18 protein-coding genes are annotated in these 18623 nt (G+C 73.2%); 7 read left to right on the forward strand and 11 right to left on the reverse strand.

Going from position 1 to position 18623, the window contains the following annotated elements; translation table 11 throughout:
* Positions 1–4: 4 nt before the first annotated feature.
* The 5 genes from AC0VX6_RS23305 to AC0VX6_RS23325 form a co-directional block, all read right to left on the reverse strand.
* Positions 5–736, reverse strand: a complete 732-nt coding sequence (locus AC0VX6_RS23305) for a phosphocholine cytidylyltransferase family protein (protein WP_475466057.1) — start codon at positions 734–736, stop codon at positions 5–7.
* 33 nt (positions 737–769) lie between these two features.
* Positions 770–1501, reverse strand: a complete 732-nt coding sequence (locus tag AC0VX6_RS23310; RefSeq protein WP_475466058.1) for a DUF5941 domain-containing protein — start codon at positions 1499–1501, stop codon at positions 770–772.
* A complete protein-coding gene (locus tag AC0VX6_RS23315) occupies positions 1498–2394 on the reverse strand; it encodes a hypothetical protein (RefSeq protein ID WP_475466060.1) in 897 nt (298 codons plus the stop codon). Before AC0VX6_RS23315 ends, AC0VX6_RS23310 begins: the two co-directional genes overlap by 4 nt.
* A gap of 218 nt (positions 2395–2612) precedes the next feature.
* Positions 2613–3497 (reverse strand): ABC transporter ATP-binding protein, encoded by an 885-nt coding sequence (locus AC0VX6_RS23320; protein WP_274974664.1) that lies wholly within the window; start codon positions 3495–3497, stop codon positions 2613–2615.
* A complete protein-coding gene (locus AC0VX6_RS23325; RefSeq protein WP_274974665.1) occupies positions 3497–4345 on the reverse strand; it encodes an ABC transporter permease in 849 nt (282 codons plus the stop codon). Before AC0VX6_RS23325 ends, AC0VX6_RS23320 begins: the two co-directional genes overlap by 1 nt.
* 829 nt (positions 4346–5174) lie before the next feature.
* Here AC0VX6_RS23325 and AC0VX6_RS23330 point away from each other — a divergent pair.
* Together AC0VX6_RS23330 and AC0VX6_RS23335 are read left to right on the forward strand one after the other, a co-directional pair.
* Positions 5175–5924, forward strand: a complete 750-nt coding sequence (locus AC0VX6_RS23330) for an IspD/TarI family cytidylyltransferase (RefSeq protein ID WP_274974666.1) — start codon at positions 5175–5177, stop codon at positions 5922–5924.
* Complete coding sequence (locus AC0VX6_RS23335) at positions 5921–6694, forward strand: glycerophosphodiester phosphodiesterase (protein WP_274974667.1); 774 nt, start codon at positions 5921–5923, stop codon at positions 6692–6694. The genes AC0VX6_RS23330 and AC0VX6_RS23335 overlap by 4 nt, the downstream gene beginning before the upstream one ends.
* 87 nt (positions 6695–6781) lie before the next feature.
* Here AC0VX6_RS23335 and AC0VX6_RS23340 read toward each other — a convergent pair whose 3' ends face one another.
* The 3 genes from AC0VX6_RS23340 to AC0VX6_RS23350 all read right to left on the reverse strand — a co-directional run bounded on the left by AC0VX6_RS23340 (position 6782) and on the right by AC0VX6_RS23350 (position 9332).
* Positions 6782–7873, reverse strand: a complete 1092-nt coding sequence (locus AC0VX6_RS23340; protein ID WP_274974668.1) for a DUF4429 domain-containing protein — start codon at positions 7871–7873, stop codon at positions 6782–6784.
* Positions 7874–7976: 103 nt separating this feature from the next.
* Complete coding sequence (locus tag AC0VX6_RS23345) at positions 7977–8972, reverse strand: glycosyltransferase family 2 protein (protein ID WP_212642875.1); 996 nt, start codon at positions 8970–8972, stop codon at positions 7977–7979.
* Between the two features lie 123 nt (positions 8973–9095).
* Positions 9096–9332 carry a TM2 domain-containing protein gene (locus AC0VX6_RS23350; RefSeq protein WP_274974669.1) on the reverse strand — a complete coding sequence of 79 codons (237 nt, stop codon included), beginning with the start codon at positions 9330–9332 and terminating at the stop codon, positions 9096–9098.
* Positions 9333–9686: 354 nt separating this feature from the next.
* Between AC0VX6_RS23350 and AC0VX6_RS23355 the strand changes: the two genes are divergently transcribed.
* From AC0VX6_RS23355 to AC0VX6_RS23370, 4 genes are all read left to right on the forward strand, one after another.
* Positions 9687–11180 (forward strand): LCP family protein, encoded by a 1494-nt coding sequence (locus AC0VX6_RS23355; protein WP_475466064.1) that lies wholly within the window; start codon positions 9687–9689, stop codon positions 11178–11180.
* Positions 11181–11199: 19 nt separating this feature from the next.
* Positions 11200–11883, forward strand: coding sequence for a YIP1 family protein (locus AC0VX6_RS23360; RefSeq protein WP_475466066.1), 684 nt, complete (start codon positions 11200–11202; stop codon positions 11881–11883).
* Positions 11884–12113: 230 nt separating this feature from the next.
* Positions 12114–13445 (forward strand): UDP-glucose dehydrogenase family protein, encoded by a 1332-nt coding sequence (locus tag AC0VX6_RS23365; protein ID WP_212642871.1) that lies wholly within the window; start codon positions 12114–12116, stop codon positions 13443–13445.
* A gap of 168 nt (positions 13446–13613) precedes the next feature.
* Positions 13614–14357 (forward strand): TNT domain-containing protein, encoded by a 744-nt coding sequence (locus AC0VX6_RS23370; protein WP_475466068.1) that lies wholly within the window; start codon positions 13614–13616, stop codon positions 14355–14357.
* 85 nt (positions 14358–14442) lie between these two features.
* On the opposite strand, the gene AC0VX6_RS23375 is transcribed toward AC0VX6_RS23370, so the two are convergent.
* Positions 14443–15984: an MFS transporter gene (locus AC0VX6_RS23375; RefSeq protein ID WP_475466070.1), complete on the reverse strand. Its 1542-nt coding sequence runs from the start codon at positions 15982–15984 to the stop codon at positions 14443–14445.
* Between the two features lie 70 nt (positions 15985–16054).
* On the opposite strand from AC0VX6_RS23375, the gene AC0VX6_RS23380 reads away from it, so the two are divergent.
* The gene (locus tag AC0VX6_RS23380) at positions 16055–16627 is read left to right on the forward strand and encodes a TetR/AcrR family transcriptional regulator (RefSeq protein ID WP_274974674.1); all 573 of its coding nucleotides are present in this window, start codon (positions 16055–16057) and stop codon (positions 16625–16627) included.
* A gap of 246 nt (positions 16628–16873) precedes the next feature.
* Here AC0VX6_RS23380 and purE read toward each other — a convergent pair whose 3' ends face one another.
* Complete coding sequence (gene purE / locus AC0VX6_RS23385; protein ID WP_475466072.1) at positions 16874–17428, reverse strand: 5-(carboxyamino)imidazole ribonucleotide mutase; 555 nt, start codon at positions 17426–17428, stop codon at positions 16874–16876.
* On the reverse strand, positions 17425–18582 hold the full coding sequence (locus tag AC0VX6_RS23390; RefSeq protein WP_475466074.1) for a 5-(carboxyamino)imidazole ribonucleotide synthase: 1158 nt from the start codon (positions 18580–18582) through the stop codon (positions 17425–17427). Before AC0VX6_RS23390 ends, purE begins: the two co-directional genes overlap by 4 nt.
* Between the last annotated feature and the right edge of the window lie 41 nt (positions 18583–18623).

An 18623-nucleotide genomic window follows, 5' to 3' on the forward strand; every position in this document is an offset into this window, starting at 1 on the left:
CGGGCTAGTAGCGGCATGCGATCTCCCTCGCCTTGGCCAGGTCGTCGTGGTTGTCGACCTCGACCCAGTCCACCTCGCCGATCGGCGCCACGGCGACCTTCTCGCCGCGGTTGACCAGTTCCTGGTAGCCGTCCTCGTAGTACAGCTGCGGGTCGCGCTCCCAGGTGGTCTTGAGGGCGTCGGCCAGACGGGCGTCCAGGGAGCCCTCGATGAGGGTGGCGCCGATGTACTCGCCCGCGGCGGTGGCCGGGTCCATGAGCTTGGTGATCGTGCGCAGGTGGCCCTCCTCGTCGAGGGTCACCTTCATCTCCTCGTCAGCGAGGCTTTTCGCGCTGTCCACCGCGAGGAGCAGTTCCGGTCCCCGCGCGGCGAGTAGCGTTTCCTCGACGCTCACGGGGTGAACCGTGTCGCCGTTGACCAGGAGGACGCCCTCGGAGAAGAACTCGCGCGCGGTCCACAGGGAGTAGGCGTTGTTCCACTCCTCGGCCTTGTCGTTGTGGCTGAGGGTGAGCTTGACGCCGTGGCGCTCCTCCAGGGCCTCCTTGCGCGCCTCGACCGCCTCCGCGCGGTAGCCGACCACGACGACGACGTCGGTCAGCCCGGCCGCGGCCAGGTTGCGCAGCGAGATGTCCATGATGGTCGTCTCACCGTCGACGGGCACCAGCGCCTTGGGCAGGGTGTCGGTGTAGGGGCGTAGACGGCGCCCCGCGCCTGCGGCGAGAACCATTCCGAGCATGAGGGCGTGTTCCTCCTTAGTCGGGGAGGGCTCTCACGCCTCCCCGTTCGTTCCGGCGGCCGGTTGGCCCCCGTCTGCGTGGCCTGGTCGGGGGATCCGCTGATCCCCCGGGTCCGTGTCGCCCTCGCCGGGGGCGGCGCTGGCGCGTACGTCGGCCACCGGTGTCGCGCTCCAGGTGCGCACGGCCTCGCGGACGAGCAGCACCGCCAGGTATCCGGCGAGTATGCCGTAGGCGGGGGCGAGCGCGTGCAGCGCTCCTCCGACCGCGATGACGAGCATGCGGCCGTCCCAGCCGAGGGCCGCGGCGCGCACCCCTGCGGGGCGGGCCGCGCCGACCGCGGGACGGGCCACGTCGTCGCCGTGGTGACAGGCGACCGCCATCAAGAGTACGAACACCAGTGGACCCGGTACACCGGACGCCAGCCCCAGGACCGCCAGGTATCCGTACTCGGTGACGCGCAGGACGGGTGGCACGAGCCAGTCGAACCGTCCGTCGTGGGGATGGCCCGAGGCCAGTCCGGACAGTAGCAGGGCAGCGACCGGTGCGAACAGGGTAATGCCTGCCAGCCGTCCCTGGCCTGCCGCCAGGAGCGTTCCGACGACCAGGAGTCCGGTGAGCGCCGTGAGCAGGGGCGGCGCTCCCCCCGGGGCGATCCGGCCGAGCAGCAGCGCCATGTGACTGTCATCACGAAGAAACCGCAGGTCGGGACGGACCGGGACGGACCACTCCCGGTCCGAGCCCCCGTGCGCGGCGCTCGCGTTCACCGTCGGCTCCGCGCGGGATCGGCGAGTCGGGCGGTGGCGGCGACGACGCAGCCGACGACGAGGGTGACGAAGGCGACGCGCGCGTCCCAGAGCGTGGCGGTCACCGCGATGGCCAGGAAGCGCACGGGTTGGGGGAAGTCCGCGATCCGGCGCAGCGGCGAGGGGGCGGGTCGGGCCCCCTCCTCGGGGCTTCCGCACAAGGGCGTCCCGTGCCCGGTGGCCGCGTTCACCGGGGCGGCGCTGGCGGGGACGGCGTTGACCGCGTGCCCGTTCACGGCCGTCGCCTCGGCGCGGGCCCCGGCGGGGGCGCGGACCGGGCGCGAACCGCCCGTTGTGCCGTCCACCACAGTGGCGCCGAACAGCCGCGCGGTCAGTCCGGGGTCGCTGACGCGCGGCCCCTGCGGCGGGCGGGGCGCCAGACCCCCCAGGAGGCCGCCAGCGGGCCCCTGGGCGGACGAGGGGGATCTTCTTCGGCCGGGACCCGCCTCGGGGTCGGCCGGAGCGGACCCGGCCGCCAGGAGCGAGTCGCGCAGGGCCAGGGCGACGAGCGCGCCCGCGGCCCACCCCCAGGCCCCGTCGATCCCGGCTGCCACGGCGCCCGCCGCCAGGCCGAGGTAGACCGCGTACTCGCGCAGCTGCGACAGCATCGCCGCGAGCCACAGGGTGAGGGCGTCGTGCCGGTCGGCCCGCATGCGCTCGCGGACCGCGTCGCAGAACAGGACCGCGCCGAGGAAGGCCGAGCCCGCCAGGCCGCCGACCGCGTCGGCGCGGGAGAACCAGACCGCCGCGCCGACGGCGCCCAGGACGCCGATCCGGGCCACCCCGGCGCGGGTGACGTGTCGGCGTTCGAGCATCCGCGCGGCCAGCCGCGCCACGGTGCCGCTGTGGGCCATGGACGTGTCCTCTCCCAGCTCTGATGGGAGACACCGTTTCTCACTCTGTGTAACGGTTCAATCACTGACACACGCGAGGATCATCGCGACGGGAGGGGACGGCACGGACCCCTGTCCGGACATGTGGCGAAACGCCGGACGCGCACCGCCGGACGGTCTCCGGTGGTGCGCGTCGGTGCGTCAGCGCGTTCGGCGGGGGCCGGACGGGCCCGGGCGGCTCAGACCGCCTGGCCGCCGTCGCCGCCGTTGTCGGCCTCGGCGGCCTTCCTGGCCTTCTCCTCCGCGCGCTTCTTCTTCTCGGCGTCGCGCTTCTTGCGCTCCTCGATCTCCGCCTGGGTGTCGTCGTTGTAGGCGGCGAGCGCTGCGTCGATGTCGGTGTCCAGGGCGAGCCCGCCGTCCTTGACGTAGAGCCCGCGGTTGCAGAACCGGCGCAGGTCCCTCTCGCTGTGCGACACCAGGACCATCGTGCGCTGGTTGGCCAGCATGCGGTCGATGGCCTCGTAGCACTTGCGCTTGAAGGCCTTGTCGCCGACCGCGAGCACCTCGTCGACCAGCATGATCGGGTGCTCCAGCTGGGAGATCAGCGCGAAGCCGAGCCGGACCTTCATGCCGCTGGAGTAGTGGCGCACCGGGGTGTCCACGAACTTGGGCTTGATCTCGGCGAAGTCGACGATCTCGTCGAAGCGCTCGTCGATCTGCTTCTCGGTCATCCCGTGCAGGGAGCCGACCAGGTACACGTTCTCGCGGCCGGTCAGGTTGTCGTTGAACCCGGCGCGCAGCTCCAGCAGCGGGGCGACCTTGCCGTGGACGTGCACCTCGCCCTCGTCGGGGATGAGCACCCCGGCGATCAGCTTGAGCAGGGTCGACTTGCCGGTGCCGTTCTTGCCCACGATGCCCACGCACTCGCCGCGTCCGATCTCGAACGTGACGTCGCGCAGCGGCCAGAACTCGTCGCCCTCGGCGTTGGGGTCGCGCTTGGTGCCGTGGATGAACATCTCGCGCAGGCTGCGCTTGCGTCGGCGGTTCACGGCGAACTTGACGCCGAGGCCCTTGGCCTCGATGACCGGACCGGTGGTCCCGGCGCCGTAGGTCGTCTGCGCCATCACAGCTCCTTCAGGACGGACATCTCCAGACGGCGGAACGTCCAGTATCCGATGATCAGCATGAGGACCGAACCGACCACCGACGAGGTCAGCGCGAGCGTGCTCGGGGTGAGTTCGTCGAACCCGGCGAACCACACGGCACGGTGCATCTCGAAGATACCCAGCAGCGGGTTCAACTGGAAAAGTGTCTTCGCCCACTCCGGGACGCTGGGCTCGGTGAGCACCAGCGAGGCGGGGAAGAGGACCGCCGAGCCGTAGAACAGGATGCGCGAGGCGATGCGCACCAGGCGCTCGACGTCGCGCAGCAGCACGTTGACCGCGGACAGGAACAGGGTGAGGCCCAGCCCGAAGACGAACTGGAGCACGATGGCCAGCGGCAGCCACAGCAGCACGCCCTCCCACGAGGGCCTGCCGCCGAGGAAGATCACGAAGAGGATCAGCACGGGCCAGGTGAGCAGGTACTCGACGAACTTCGTGCCGACCGTGGCGATGGGGAAGATCTCCCGCGGCACCTTCATGGTGGTGATCAGCTTGGCGTGCGTGATCATCGCGCGGGGGGCCTCGGACAGGATCGCCCCGAAGGTGTTCCAGGGCAGGATCCCCGCCACCAGGAACAGCAGGAAACCGCCCTGTGCCAAGGCCTCCGGCGGCATACCCCGTTCAGCGTTGAGGATGACGCCGAAGACGACGAAGTAGACCATCGTCAGAGCCAGCGGCTCCAACATCGTCCACGCGTACCCCAGTACGGACTGCTGGTACTTGACCTTCAGGTCGCGCCGGACCAGGAGGCCGACGACCTTCCGGTGCTCCCAGACGGCCAGCGCCCTTGACGCCACCGCCACCTCCAAGGGTTGATGTCTCGTCCGGTCCACGCTGAGGCCGGACGGGCGTGCTCGTACTCGCCTGTGCGCACCGGCCGGGATACGCGGTCCACCCCGTACGGCGTACCGAAACGGGGGAGCGTGTCCGGGCGACCGGGGGATGTCACGGACCGCGCCCGGTTCAACGACCGCTTCTGGGAGGAGGTCGGCACCGGGCACGCCATACAGGCGTCCATAGGTTACCGCTGCGAACGACGGGCTGTGCCACCCCACCTGTCACCAATGCGCGTTTTGTACCTTCGCCCAGAGAGGCCGGAAGAAGCGTGCGGAGGCCGCGCGGGGCTCGGAGTGCCGTGTGGAACGGGGCGCCGTGCCGGTCGGATACGCCGTCGGGCGGGGGCACCGGCCCTGCAGAAGTGGTACCGGAAGGCGGGATGGTCCCCGCACGGGGCGGGGCGGCGCGGTGCCGACGCACACCGTCCGCACACGGGTGGTCGCCCGCGCACGAGGAAGCGGGCGGGGCGGGAGGCGTCGGGCGGGACGGAGCAGGGCCTCGGGTGGGTGGGGCAGGGAATGCGCCAGGCGAGGCAGACCCGGAGCGCCGGGCGGAGGCGCCGCGCGGCGGACCGTCGGCTAGCCTCGGCCGGGAGCGCATCGGGCCCGCGGGCAGCACGGTGCGCGGGCAGCACGGTGTCGGCGAGTCCGGAGGAAACTGCGCGCGGAGCGCGTCCGTTGAGGGTGGTGGAGGGCGACGGGTGGGCCCCCTGTACATCCAGGAAACCCGAACGCGACCGGGCGCACCAGGGGTATCCGGCCGCTGTGGACGGCGGCCGTGGACGACGGAAGAGGTGGAGCCATGCGTCCGCGCGTGATCGCGGCGGTTCTGGCCGGAGGGGTGGGCGCGCGGATGGGTGCGCCCGCGCCCAAGCAGTTGCTGCCCCTGGAGGGCCGACCCATCCTGGAGCACGCGATCGCCGCCTTCGAGGCGTGCCCGGACGTCGACGAGATCGTCGTGCTCATGGTGGAGGAGTACCTCGACCGGGTCCGGGGGATCGTCGACGCGGCCGGGTTCACCAAGGTCACCGCGGTGCTCCCCGGCGGAGCGACCCGCACCGGCACCTCCCTCGCCGCCCTGGCCGCGATGGGCGGCGCCGCCGACACCGACCTGGCTCTGCTGCACGACGCCGCGCGCCCGCTCGTGAGCCCGGCCGTCATCAGCGCGTGCGTGGCGGCGCTGGCGGAGGCGGGCGCGGTCGGGGTGGCGGTGCCCAGCGCCGACACCGTGGTGCGGGTGGCGCCCGGCGGCTCCGGCGGCGAGGTCATCGCGCAGGTCCCCCCGCGTGCGGAGCTGCGCAGGATGCAGACCCCGCAGGGCTTCCGGCTCGGCGTGGCCCGCCGCGCCTACGAACTGGCCGCGGCCGACCCGGACCTGGTAGCCACCGACGACTGCGGCGTGGTGCTGCGGTACCTGCCGGAGGAGGAGGTGCGGATCGTGCCGGGAGAGGAGACGAACATCAAGGTGACGAACCCGGGCGACGTGGAGGTCGCCGAGACGCTGCTGCGCCGCGCGCGCGAGCGCGCCGCCCTGTCGGGGGCGGACGCGTGAGCCGGGTCTTCGAGGCGACCGAGGTGGTCGGGCACCGCGGCGCGGGGCGCGGCGTGGTGGACGGCGCCCGGGAGAACACGCCGGAGTCCTACGCCGCGGCGGCGCGGGCCGGGGCGCACTGGGTCGAGATCGACGTGCGCCGCACCGCCGACGACGCGCTGGTCCTCTACCACAACGCCGCCCTGGACGACGGCCGCGCGGTCGTGGAGCTGACCGCGCGCGAGTGCGCCGAGGCAGGGCTGGTCGGCCTGGAGGAGGGACTGGCCGCGATCCCGGCCGGGGTGGGTCTGGACGTGGACGTCAAGTCGGTGATGGAGGACGCGGTCGACGCCCCCTCGCGCCGGACGGTCTCGCTGCTCCTGCCGTACCTGCGCAGGGAGGCCGGGCGCCGCCGGGTGTTCGTCTGCTCCTTCGACCCGGGCGTCCTGCTCGCCGTCCGCGAGGAGGTCCCGGCGGTGCCCACGGCGTGGATGCCGTTCGTGCGCAACCCGCTGGACCAGGCCGTGGCGGGCGCCGCCGGGATGGGGTGCCCGGTGGTGGCGATCGACGCGCGCTCGTTCGGGCTGTCCGGTGACGCTCCCCGCCCGGACCGCCGGTCGGTGGAGTACACCGTGGACCTGGCGCACCGGGCGGGGATCGAGGTCGTCTCCTGGTGCCCGGACCCGGTGGACGCGGCGCGGTTCGCCGAGGCGGGGATGGACGCGGTCGTGGTGGACGACGTCCCCGGGGCGGTGTCCGCGCTCAAGGGCGGCGCCTCCGCGGGGTCCTGAACCGGGTCCCCGTCCCGCCGCGCCGGCCCCTCCGGCCGGGTTCCGCCGCCGGTCCCGGGCCAACGGGTCCCGGGACCGGGCGTGGCCTCAGATGCGGCCGAGCAGCTCGGCCTTCTTGGCGGAGAACTCCTCGTCGGTGAGCAGCCCCCTGGCGTGCAGCTCGCCCAGGCTCTCGATCTGCCGGAAGATCCACTCGGTGTCGGGTCGGCCGTTCGCCTCCTCCTCGGCTTCCCCGGCCCGCAGCGCCGGGGCCGTTCCGCCCTCCGCCACCGCCGCCGGTCCCGCGCCGGGTCCGGCGCCCTCCCCCGCCGTGTCCGCGCCCGCGCCCGCGTCCGCGTTCGGGGCCGCGGGCCCCGCGGACAGGCTCCGCAGCTGGTCGGTGGAGCGCACCGCCGCGTCCAGCCACCACCGCGGGTCCCTGAGCCTGGCCGCGACGCCGCGCCCGTCCCGGCCGCCGGGCCCCGACTCCTGCGCGGCCCACACGTGGGCGGTGACGGCCGCGGCCATGAGCAGGGTGTCGTAGCCCTCCGCCCCCTCCTCGGCGACGAGGGCGTGCAGGTCCTGCTTGGGCTTGCCGGTGTCCTTGCCGCCGGTGTCGGCGGTGACCAGGCGCATGTAGCCCCACTCCCAGCCGTCGGAGGGCGCCCAGTCCACCCCGGTGATCTCGGAGAGGTCGTACTCACGGCGCTGCGCCCGGCGCTTGCGCCCGCCCGCCTCGCCGCCGGACCAGACCAGGCGCACGGTGGAGCCGTCCAGGGTCGCGGTCCCCTCGGAGGTCTGGATGTGGAAGGGCAGCCGGGGCACCAGGCGCACGGCCGTGTCGGGGGCGGGCGGCCCGCTCTGCTCGGCGGCGAAACGGATCTGGTCGGCCAGGTACTCGGCGACCAGTTCTCCGCTGGCCTGGCCGGTGAGCCGGAAGGGCTGGGACTTCTCCTTGAGCATCGCGCCGACCGCCGCGTAGGGGTCGGTCCGCTCGTGCAGGCGCAGTTGCAGCAGCCACCCCTTCCTGGGGCCCGCTCCGGGCTGGAAGTCGACCTCGGCGATCGCGGCCACGGGGAGTTCGAGCTGGCCGATCCGTTTGAGCAGGGGGTCCTTGAACCAGCCCTGGGCCTCGTACCTGATCGCGACCGTCTCACCGTCGAACCGCCACACGGCCTGGTTGCCGCGCAAGTCGTCCATGACACCCACTTTCCCTCGCCCGTCCCTCACCCCTGCTTAGCAGAAGGCCCTCTCCCGCACGAGAGAGGGCCGAGGCCGGAAGCGGCCGGGGAGGGAGGGCGGCTCAGGTCCGGGCGGCCTGCGCCGTGCGCGAGTCCGAGCCGAGTCCGGGCGGGCTGGTGATGAACCCGGCGCCCCAGGACATGTGCATGGTGGCCAGCGCGAGCGGGATCATCGGCAGGCTGGCGGCGGGCAGGCCGCGGCCGAGCGGCACCGAAGCGGCGGTGACCAGGGCCAGGTAGGCGGCCGGGACCAGGAACAGCGGCCAGAGGAAGAAGCCGCCGACCAGCCCGGCGACAACACCGGCCAGGGCGACGGGCGGGGCCAGGTAGCGCAGGTTGATGGTGCCCTTGTGCTGGCGGGAGACCACCCTGCGCCAGCGGCCGTAGTGGAAGTACTGCTTGGCGAGCAGGCGCACGTTGCGCCGGGGGCGGTAGGAGACCCGCATGCGCGGCTGGAACCACACCGTGCCGCCGGTGGTGCGGATGCGGTGGTTCATCTCCCAGTCCTGGGCCCGCAGGAACGCCTCGTCGTAGCCGCCGACCCGCTCCAGCGCCGAGCGCCGGAAGACGCCCAGGTACACGGTGTCGGCCGGGCCGCCCTCGCCGCCGGTGTGGAAGCGCGCGTTGCCCACGCCCACCTTGGAGGTCATGGCGGCGGCGACAGCCTTCTCCCACGGGGTCGTGCCCTCGGCGGCCATGATCCCGCCGACGTTGTCTGCGCCGGTCTCGCGGAGCGTCTCCACGGCCACCCGCAGGTAGTCCGAGGGCATCATGGCGTGCCCGTCGATGCGGGCGACGATGTCGTGCGAGGAGGCCCCGATGGCGGCGTTGAGCCCGGAGGGGGTCCTTCCCGTGGGGTTGTCCACCACCTTCACGCGCGGGTCGGCGGCGGCGATCCCGTCGGCGACCTCGCGGGTGCGGTCCGAGGAGGGTCCGACCCCGAGCACGACCTCCAGTTCGCCCGGGTATTCCTGGGCGAGGACGTGCTCCACCGCGGCGGCGAGGTGGCGCTCTTCGTTGAGTACGGGCATGACGACGGAGACAGGCGGCCAGGACACGGGCACTTCCCAGGGTCAAGACGTGTCGGGACTGCGTAGGAGGGTGTCGTACGCGCGTCAACGGTACTGCACCACCGCCGCGGCCCCGGCCCGGCGAGTCAGCCGGGCCGGGGCCGCCGTGGTTCAGGCCTGGTTCTTGACGGGCCTGCCCTCGGCGTCCTTGAACGAGCCGACGATGATCATGATCAGGTCGATGAGCGTCCACACGCCGGCGCCGCCGCAGGTGAGGATCATCAGGACGCCGGTGCCGATCTTGCCCGTGTAGAAGCGGTGGACGCCGATCGTGCCCACGAACAGGCAGAGTAGGAGGGCCACGAGCCAACTCCTGCTGGAGACGGCCTCGGGGTAGGGGTGGGTCACTGGAACTCCGTGCTGCGAGAGGGATGTGTGAGGGGAACCGCGCGGCTGGTGCGCCCGCGCGGACCCTGCCGGACGCGACAGGGGCCCCGTTCGGCCGTGGGCCGGGCCCGGCGTGGCCGGGCCAGGACATTGTCACCGCATCGGAGCGCGATTTCGGTCACGTGGAGGTACCGGATACGGCTCAGGATGACACCGCCCACGCGGAACCCCCGCGCAGTTCACGGCGTCACAACAAGGAGAGGGACAGGCAAAGAGGAGGACAACACGCCGGGGGTTGACATCCCGCGCGCTTCGGCGAATCGGGTGACAACCTAGAGATAAGGACACCGTTGACCGGTTGGGACGGGGACGCCGATGAGCGATGACAGGGCGGGACGGCAGGGACCCGCGAAGGAGTTCCGCCGCCGGCGCTCGCAGCCCCTCCCGCCCGAACGCTCCCCCAGGTCCGGCCGGGTGACCGTGCCCAGCGCCGCCACCCGTCGGCGCCGTACCGGCCTGCTGGTGATGAGCGCGCTGTCGGTTCTGGTCCTGCTCGCCTCGGGCACCTCGTGGGCGCTCACCGGGTGGATGTCGGGGGCCCTGAACCGGTTCGACGTGTTCGGCGGCCTGTCCGAGGAGGGCCGCCCCGAGCAGACCGGCGGCCTGACCTTCCTGGTGATCGGCTCCGACAACCGCGACGAGATGAGCGCGGAGGCCCAGGAGGACCTGAGCGTGGGCTCCACACCGGGCCAGCGCTCCGACAGCATGATGCTGGTGCGGCTCAACCACGACCGCGACCAGCTCACCGTCATCGGCATCCCCCGGGACCTGTGGGTGGACATCCCCGGCCAGGGCCCGGACAAGATCAACGCCGCCTACGCCCACGGCGGCCCCCAGCTGGCCGTGCGGACCGTGGAGTCGGTGACCGACGTGCGCGTCGACCACTACGTCGAGGTGGACTTCAACGGCTTCGTGGACGTGGTGGACGCCCTGGGCGGCATCGAGGTGTGCCTGCCCGAGGCGATCCACGACCCCAAGGCCCAGCTGGACATGGAGGCGGGCACGCACCGGGTGGACGGGGCCGAGGCCCTGGCCTTCTCCCGCACCCGCGCCACCACGCGCGGCGACCTGGACCGGATCGAGCGCCAGCAGCAGGTCCTGTCCGCGATGCTCGACCAGGCGATGAGCACCGAGACCCTCTCCGACCCGGCCAAGCTGACCGCCTTCCTGGACAGCGCCCTGTCGTCGGTGACCGTGGACCAGGGGCTGGACACCAGCACCATCAACGAGCTCGCCTACCAGATGCGCGACATCGACCTGGGCGAGGTCACCTTCACCCAGGTGCCCATCGCCGACATGGAGTACTGGACGCCGCGCGGCGACGTCGCCGTGCTGTGGGACGAGCCCGCCGCCCGCGAGCTGTTCGCCGCGGTCCGGGCCGACCGGCCCGTCGACGGGTCCGGGGAGGAGGACCGGTCCGGGTCCGAGCCGCGGCCCGAGGACATCCGGGTCCAGGTGTTCAACGGGATCGGCACCGCGGGCCTGGGAGCGCAGCTGGACGCCGAGCTGGCCGCGGCCGGGTTCCAGGTGGCCTCCCCGGCGCAGAACTGGAGCAGCCTCGACGTCGCCACCACCCAGGTGCGCCACGGCCCCGACGACGCGGCCGCGGCCGAGTACGTGGCCGGGATGATGCCGGGCTCGCAGACGGTCGAGGACAACGCCCTGGACGGTGGGCTCCAGATCGTGATCGGGTTCGACTACACGGCGTTCGAGGCCCCGCAGACCGCGGACGCCACTCCGCGGGAGGAGCCCTCGGCCGCGGAGGAGGCCGGTTCGGTCTCGACCGCGCGGGAGAACGTCTGCGGGTGACGCGAGGGAAGGAATCACCGTGCTGCACCATCTGGTAGGCCTGCTCGGCGGCGTCGCCCTGGCCCCCGTGCTGTGGGTCGCCGCGGCCTGGTCGTCCGGCCTGCTCCCCCGGTTCGCCGAGGGGGAGGTGACCGTGGCGACGGTGTCGTCGGCGGTGGTGCTGGGCCTGCTGGGGGCGGTGTGCGCCTACCTGGTGGCGTCCCGGCTGTCGCCGCTGGTGGCCGGGGCCAGCGGCGCCCTGCTCACGGCGCTGAGCCTGTGGCCGGTCGCGCACCCGGCGTCCATGGGGGCGGCGCTGTCCTGGCTGAACGAGGACAGCTTCCTCTACCCCTCGGGCGCGGGTCTGGCCGTGGCGCTCCCGTTGGGGACGCTGCTGCTCTTCTCCGCCGCGATGCCCCTGCGCTGGCGTGCCGCGAACGACGGAATCATGCCCTCCGAGCGCCGGGTCGTGGCGCGCGCCAGCCGGGAGGAGTACCGGCGCGGGCCGGTCGGTGACACGGTCCCCGACGCGGTCCCCGGCGTCCCGGACCCGGCGTGGCCCGCCGACGACCCCGCAGCCGGCCCCGGTGCCGGGATCGGCGGCGATCCCGGCGGCTTCGAGGACGACCCGGACAAGACGACCACGCCCTTCCGCCGCGGGGAGGACGGCTCCGGGTGGACGCCCCTGGGCGGGGGCGGGCCGAGATTCGGTCGGAGGCGCTGAACACGCCCCCGTGGCCGATACGCCGCGCCCACCGGTAGCCTGAGCGCCTGACTGTTCACGCGGCGTTCGGTCGTGCGCCACGCCCCGGCGCGTAAGGTGATGCATCGCGCCCCGGGCACACCCGTAGGCTGAACAATGTCCGTTTTCTGCCCTCAAGCAGGGTGTTGACCGCCTTCAGCGGGCACAACCAGCGAAACGGGAGCGGACGAAAGCGAGGAAGGACACCACCAGTGGTCGAAGCGGACCGTATGCGCGTCTCCGTCATCGGTACCGGGTACCTGGGTGCCACCACCGCGGCCTGCCTGGCCGAGATGGGGTTCGAGGTCCTGGGACTCGACGTCGACGACGCCAAGATCGACATGCTCCGCTCCGGCAGGGTCCCCTTCTTCGAGCCCGGGCTCGAAGAGCTGCTCACCGCCAACCTGGGGACCGGCCGCCTGCACTTCACGACCTCCTTCGCCGAGGCCGCGGAGTTCGCCGACCTGCACCTGATCTGCGTGGGCACCCCTCAGCGCGACGACTCCGGTGCGGCCGACCTGCGCTACGTCAACGCGGCGGTGGACCAGCTGGCCCCGCACCTGACCCGCCCCACCGTGGTCGTGGGCCGCTCCACCGTCCCGGTGGGCACCGCGGCCACCCTCGCCGCCCGGCTGTCCGCGCTGGCCCCCGTCGGCGAGGAGGCCGAGCTGGGGTGGAGCCCGGAGTTCCTGCGCGAGGGCTTCGGGGTGGAGGACACCCTGCACCCGAACCGGATCGTGATCGGCACCGACTCCCCCCGGGTCGAGAAGGCCGTGCGCGCCCTGTGGCAGCGCCAGATCGACGACGGCGTCCCCTTCCTGCTGACCGACCTCCAGACCGCCGAGCTGGTCAAGGTGTCGGCCAACGCCTTCCTGGCCACGAAGATCTCCTTCATCAACGCCATGGCGGAGGTGTCGGAGGTGGCCGGGGCCGACGTCATCCAGCTGGCCGAGGCGCTGTCCTACGACGACCGCATCGGCGGCAAGTTCCTCGGCCCGGGCCTGGGCTTCGGCGGCGGCTGCCTGCCCAAGGACATCCGCGCGTTCATGGCGCGCGCCGACGAGCTGGGCGTGGAGCCCGCGCTGTCCTTCCTGCGCGAGGTGGACGCGATCAACCAGCGCCGCCGCGCGCGCACCATCGACATCGCCCGCCAGCTGATCGGCGGGAGCTTCGCCGGGCGCACGGTGACCGTGCTGGGCGCGGCGTTCAAGCCCAACTCCGACGACATCCGCGACTCGCCCGCCCTGGACGTGGCCTCCACCATCGCCTCCCTGGGCGCCCAGGTGACGGTGTACGACCCGCGGGCGCTGGAGCGGGCGCGCGAGGCGCACCCGGAGCTGAACTACGCCGACTCCATGCTGGCGGCGGCGCGCGGCGCCGACGTGGTGCTGCTGCTCACCGAGTGGGCGGAGTTCCGCGAGGCCAACCCGGAGGAGCTGGCCGGGGTGGTGGCCCGCAAGCGCATCGTGGACGGGCGCAACGCGCTCGACCCCACGTACTGGCGCGCCTCGGGCTGGACCTACCGGGCGCTGGGCCGCCAGTAGCCCCTCCCCCGCATCGCGCACGACGGCCGGGCCCGCGCGGGCCCGGCCGTCCGCTTTTCGGGCCGGAACCCCCGTCGTGACACGGTGATCATGGTTGACTTCACTCCGTAACTGCCTGTGTGCGCCCGGCACCGTGCCGGGCGTCCGAGGACGGACGGAGTCCCACCCGTGAAGTTTTCCGTGACGGTCGGCACCGCGCTGGCCCTGCTCATCGCGGCCCAGCCCGCCCACGCGGTGCCCGCGCCCCCCGCGCCGTCGGCGCCGTTCGCCCCGCAGGAGGTGCGGTGCCCGGTGCTCGACCCGCCGCCGAGCGAGGAGGACCTGAAGCGGTACCTGTGCGGCGACCCCCGCCTGGGCCCCGCCGACCTGCCCGAGGACGGGCCGGTCGGCGCGCTGCTGGAGGGGTACGAGCGGCTCGGCGGCCTCTCCCCCGAAGCGTTCCTGGACCGCTGGGCCACACCCGAGGGCTGGGACTACCCCGACCACATGGGCTTCGTGGTGGAGGACGGCGAGCCGGTGACCGAGCTGCGGGTCCTGCCCGAGGGGTGGATGCTGGACCGCTTCGGCTCCCCGCGCGGCACGTTCCTGGCCCCGGCGGGGGCTCCGTACGAACGGCGCGCCCTGCCGCCGGACTCGCTGAACACGTGGCCGGACGGGCCCGAGCACAACTACAACTGCTACGAGGTGACCGAGGAGTTCACCGCGCTGGTGGGGCCGATCGCCCCGCACTTCGAGCAGTCCGGCGGCGGCGAACAGGTGCTCGTCCCCGCCGAGGGGGTCGTGGAGGCGCCCGAGGCGGAGTACGCCTCGGTCGACCAGCTCATGGAGGGCGGCCACCTGGAGCAGCGCCCGGCCGGGGAGTGCGTCCCGGCCGGGGGCTCCGCCGGCCGCCTCGACACCGCACCGAGGTGAACGGGCGCCGGTGCGCCCGTCCCCGTGGGGCCCGGGCGCACCGGCCCGGCGGCGGGAACGGCGGTCGGCACGCGGGGCGCTCCGGTCACGGACGGGCCGGTGCTCCGCCTGCCGGGGCCGGTGCGCCGGACTCCTCGCCGGTGCCGGGCGGCAGCCTCCGCAGGGCGACGGCGACCAGAAGCGCTACCGCGGCCAGCACGCCCGCGCCGATGAGGGCGGCGGTGTTGACCCCGGCCGTGTAGGCGGCGAAGGCCGCGTCGAGCAGGGCTCCGGGGTCCTGCGCCCGCGGGGCGGCGGCCAGGGCTCCGGTGACGGTCTCGGCCGCGGTCCCTTCCACCGAGGGCAGCGCGTCCGCCACGGAGGTGCGGTAGACGGCGCCTGCGGCGGTGCCCAGGACCGCGATGCCCAGGGCGGTGCCGAACTCGGTGCTGGTCTCGGAGATCCCCGCGGCGGCTCCGGCGCGCTCCCGGGGGGCCGTGGCCAGGACCAGGGTGTTGGCCAGGGTTCCGATGACACCGGCCCCGAAGGTCAGCAGGGTGTAGCCGCCGAGGAACACCGCCAGGCGGGTGTCGGTGTCCACCAGGCCCACGACCGCGAACCCCGCCGCGCTGAGGGCCAGCCCCGCCGCCATGAGCGCGCCGGGTCTGGCCCGGGGCGCGAGCGAGCCGGCCAGGACCGCGCCCAGGACGGTGCCCAGGATCGTGGGCAGCGCCCACAGGGCGGCGTGGAGCGGGCTCAGGCCGTGCACGGTCTGGAGGAAGGTGAAGGTCAGGAGCCCCATCCCCCCGACGGCGAAGGACAGGGCCAGGTTGCCGATGATCGCGGCGGTGAAGGCGGGGCGGGCGAGGAGCAAGAGGTCCATCAGCGGGTGCGCGGCGCGGCGCTGCCGGAGCACGAACAGCGCCAGGAGCGCCGATCCGGCCGCCAGGGCGGTGAGGGCGTGGGGGTCGGCCCCGTGCTCGGCCAGGCGCTTGGCACTGTAGACCAGGCCCAGGACTGCCGCGAGCGAGAGGCCCGCGCCCGGCAGGTCGAAGCCGGAGGCCTCCGGGTCGCGCGACTCGGGCACGAGCAGGGGTGCGGCGGCCACCAGTACGACCATGAACGGCAGGTTGACGAGGAAGGCCGAGCCCCACCAGAAGAACTCCAGGAGCAGTCCGCCGAGGATCGGCCCGGCGACGGCGCCGCCGGTGAAGGCGACGGTCCAGGCCCCGACCGCGGCGCCGCGCTGGCGGGGGTCGGTGAACATGTCCCGGACCAGGGAGAGCGTGGAGGGCGCCAGGGTCGCCCCGGCCGCGCCCAGCAGGGCCCGCCCGGCGATGAACAGCTCCGGCGAGGGCGCCAGCGCCAGCAGCACGGACGCGGTGCCGAAGAGCACCCCGCCGGTGAGCAGCAGGCGCCTGCGGCCGACCCGGTCGCCCAGGCTTCCCATGGTGACGAGCAGTCCGGCGAGCACGAAGCCGTAGACGTCCATCATCCACAGCCACTGCGCGGACGTGGGTCGCAGCGCCTCGGCGATGGCGGGCGCGGCGACGAAGAGCACCGAGATGTCCATGGACACCAGCAGTGCCGGGATCAGTAGAAGGGCCAGTCCGGCCCAGGTACGGGCGGTGGCGCGTTGGGGGTTCATGGCCGTGATCGTACGTACGTCAAAATCAGGTGTCAATATGTACGTACGTTCAGATGCTAGGATCGCGGTCATGAGCCAACGCGACGACCTGCTGGCGGGCGCCAGGAAGTGCCTGGTGGAGAAGGGCTACAGCAAGACCACGGCGCGCGACATCGCCGCCGCCTCCGGAGCGCACCTGGCCTCCATCGGGTACCACTTCGGGTCCAAGGACAACCTGATGAACACGGCCGTGATCGAGGCGACCGGGGAGTGGGGCGACACCTTCGAGGCCGCTGTCGCCGCCTCACGTACCGAGGCCCCGGCCGACAGGCTGCGCGTCCTGCTCGACTCGCTCTTCCGGACCCTGCCCGAGGAGCGCGACCTGCTCGTCGCCAGTGTCCAGGCCTACGCGCAGGCCCAGTTCGACGACGGTGTCCGCGCCGTGCTGGCCGAGGGCCTCAGGGGCGCCCGCCGGGGGCTGGCCGCGCTCCTGCTCGACCTGGAGCCCGGGGAGGTCGACCCGGCCGTCGAGGCCGGTCTGGGTTCCATGGCCTACAACTTCGTCACCGGCTACCTCATCCAGTACCTCATCGACCCGGAAATGCTGCCGACCGTGGAGCAGGCCCTCGAGGGCCTGCGCGTCCTCCTGCCCTCCGAGGGCTGAGCGGGCACACGAGGGCCCCGGCACCCGTGTGACGGGTACCGGGGCCGTTCGGGCGTCGGCGGCCTGGGGTCCGTTTTTGAACCGGCCTCAGCTTGTGGGGGGGTTGGTTCGGGCGCCCACGGGGTTCTGGAGGGGCCGGAGACGGGTTCGTGGGGAACGAGCGAACCCGTCGTAGGCGCCGAAGGTTCCCGTGCTCCGGGCGCCCGAACAGGGACCGAAGCGGAGCGGAGGTCCAAAAAACACTGCCTAGCGGCCGAAGCCGGTGGGCCTGCCCCCGCTCTCCACCTCGCGGCGCAGCCGCTCGCCCTTGGCGTGGGCCTGCTCCCTCAGCTCCTCCTGGAAGCGGGCCATGCGCTCGGTGAGCGCGGGGTCGCCCGCGGCCAGCATCCGCACCGCCAGCAGACCGGCGTTGCGGGCCGCGCCCACGGCCACGGTCGCCACCGGCACCCCGGCGGGCATCTGCACGATGGACAGCAGCGAGTCCATGCCGTCGAGGTACTTGAGCGGCACCGGGACGCCCACCACCGGCAGGGTCGTCACCGAGGCCAGCATGCCCGGCAGGTGCGCCGCCCCTCCCGCGCCGGCGATGATCACCTTCAGGCCGCGACCGGCGGCCTCGGCTCCGTAGGAGACCATCTCGTGCGGCATGCGGTGCGCCGAGACCACGTCGGCCTCGAAGGGGACGTCGAACTCGCGCAGGGCCTCGGCCGCCTCGCGCATCACCGGCCAGTCGGAGTCCGAGCCCATCACGATGCCCACCACGGGGCCCCTCGCGTCCCGCCCGTTGGCGCTGTCGGTCACTGTTCGTCTCCTCGCAGGTAGGCGGCGGCGCCTCGCGCGCGCGCCAGCAGGTCACGGTAGTCCTCACCCATCACGGTGACGTGCCCGATCTTGCGGCCCGGACGCACGTCCTTGCCGTAGAAGTGCACCTTCACCTCGGGGTCCTTCGCCATCACGTGCAGGTAGCGGCGGTAGACCTCGGGGTCCTCGCCGCCCAGCAGGTTGGCCATGACGGTGTAGGGGGCGTTGGTGCGCGGCGAGCCCAGCGGCAGGTTCAGCACGGCCCTCAGGTGCTGCTCGAACTGGGAGGTGCGCGCGCCCTCGATGCTCCAGTGGCCGGAGTTGTGCGGGCGCATGGCCAGCTCGTTGACGACCACGCCCTCGGCGGTCTCGAACAGCTCCACGGCCAGGACCCCGGTCACGTCCAGCGCCTGGGCGATCTCGATGGCCAGCTGCTGGGCGCGGACGGCCTTGTCCTCGGACAGGTCCGGGGCGGGGGCGATCACCTCGTGGCAGATGCCGCCGCGCTGCACGGTCTCCACGACCGGGTAGACCGCGACCTGCCCGTGCGGGGAGCGGGCGACCTGCACGGCCAGCTCGCGCGAGAAGTCCACCTTCTCCTCGACCAGGAGCGGCACCTCCTCGGCGGCGGCGCGGTCCACGACCCCGCGCGCCTCGTCGGCGCCGCCGACGACCCACACGCCCTTGCCGTCGTAGCCGCCGCGGGCCGCCTTGAGCACGACCGGCCACCCGGTCTCCCCGGCGAAGGCGGTGACGTGCTCCAGGGTGGTGACGGCCCGCCAGCGGGGCGAGGGCGCGTCCAGCTCGGCCATGCGGGTGCGCATGCGCAGTTTGTCCTGGGCGAAGCGCAGCGCGTCGCGGCCGGGGCGCAGCAGGCCCCCGGCCTCCTCGACCGCGCGCAGGACCGGTTCGGGCACGTGCTCGTGGTCGAAGGTGACCACGTCGTGGGCCTTGGCGAAGGCCAGGACGTCGTCGAGGCCGCGGTCGTCGCCCAGGGAGACGTCACCGCACACCAGCGCGGCGCTGTCGGTGGGGCTGGTCGCCAGGACCGAGAAGTCGACCCCCAGGGCGATGCCCGCCTGGTGGGTCATCCGGGAGAGTTGGCCCCCTCCCACCATTCCCACGCGCGGGACGGTGCGGTTACGCTCGCTCACAGTTCCTCAACTCACATGCTGCTCGTCAACCGCGGTGACGG

The sequence above is a fragment of the Nocardiopsis sp. iso_25 genome, from assembly GCF_056173305.1.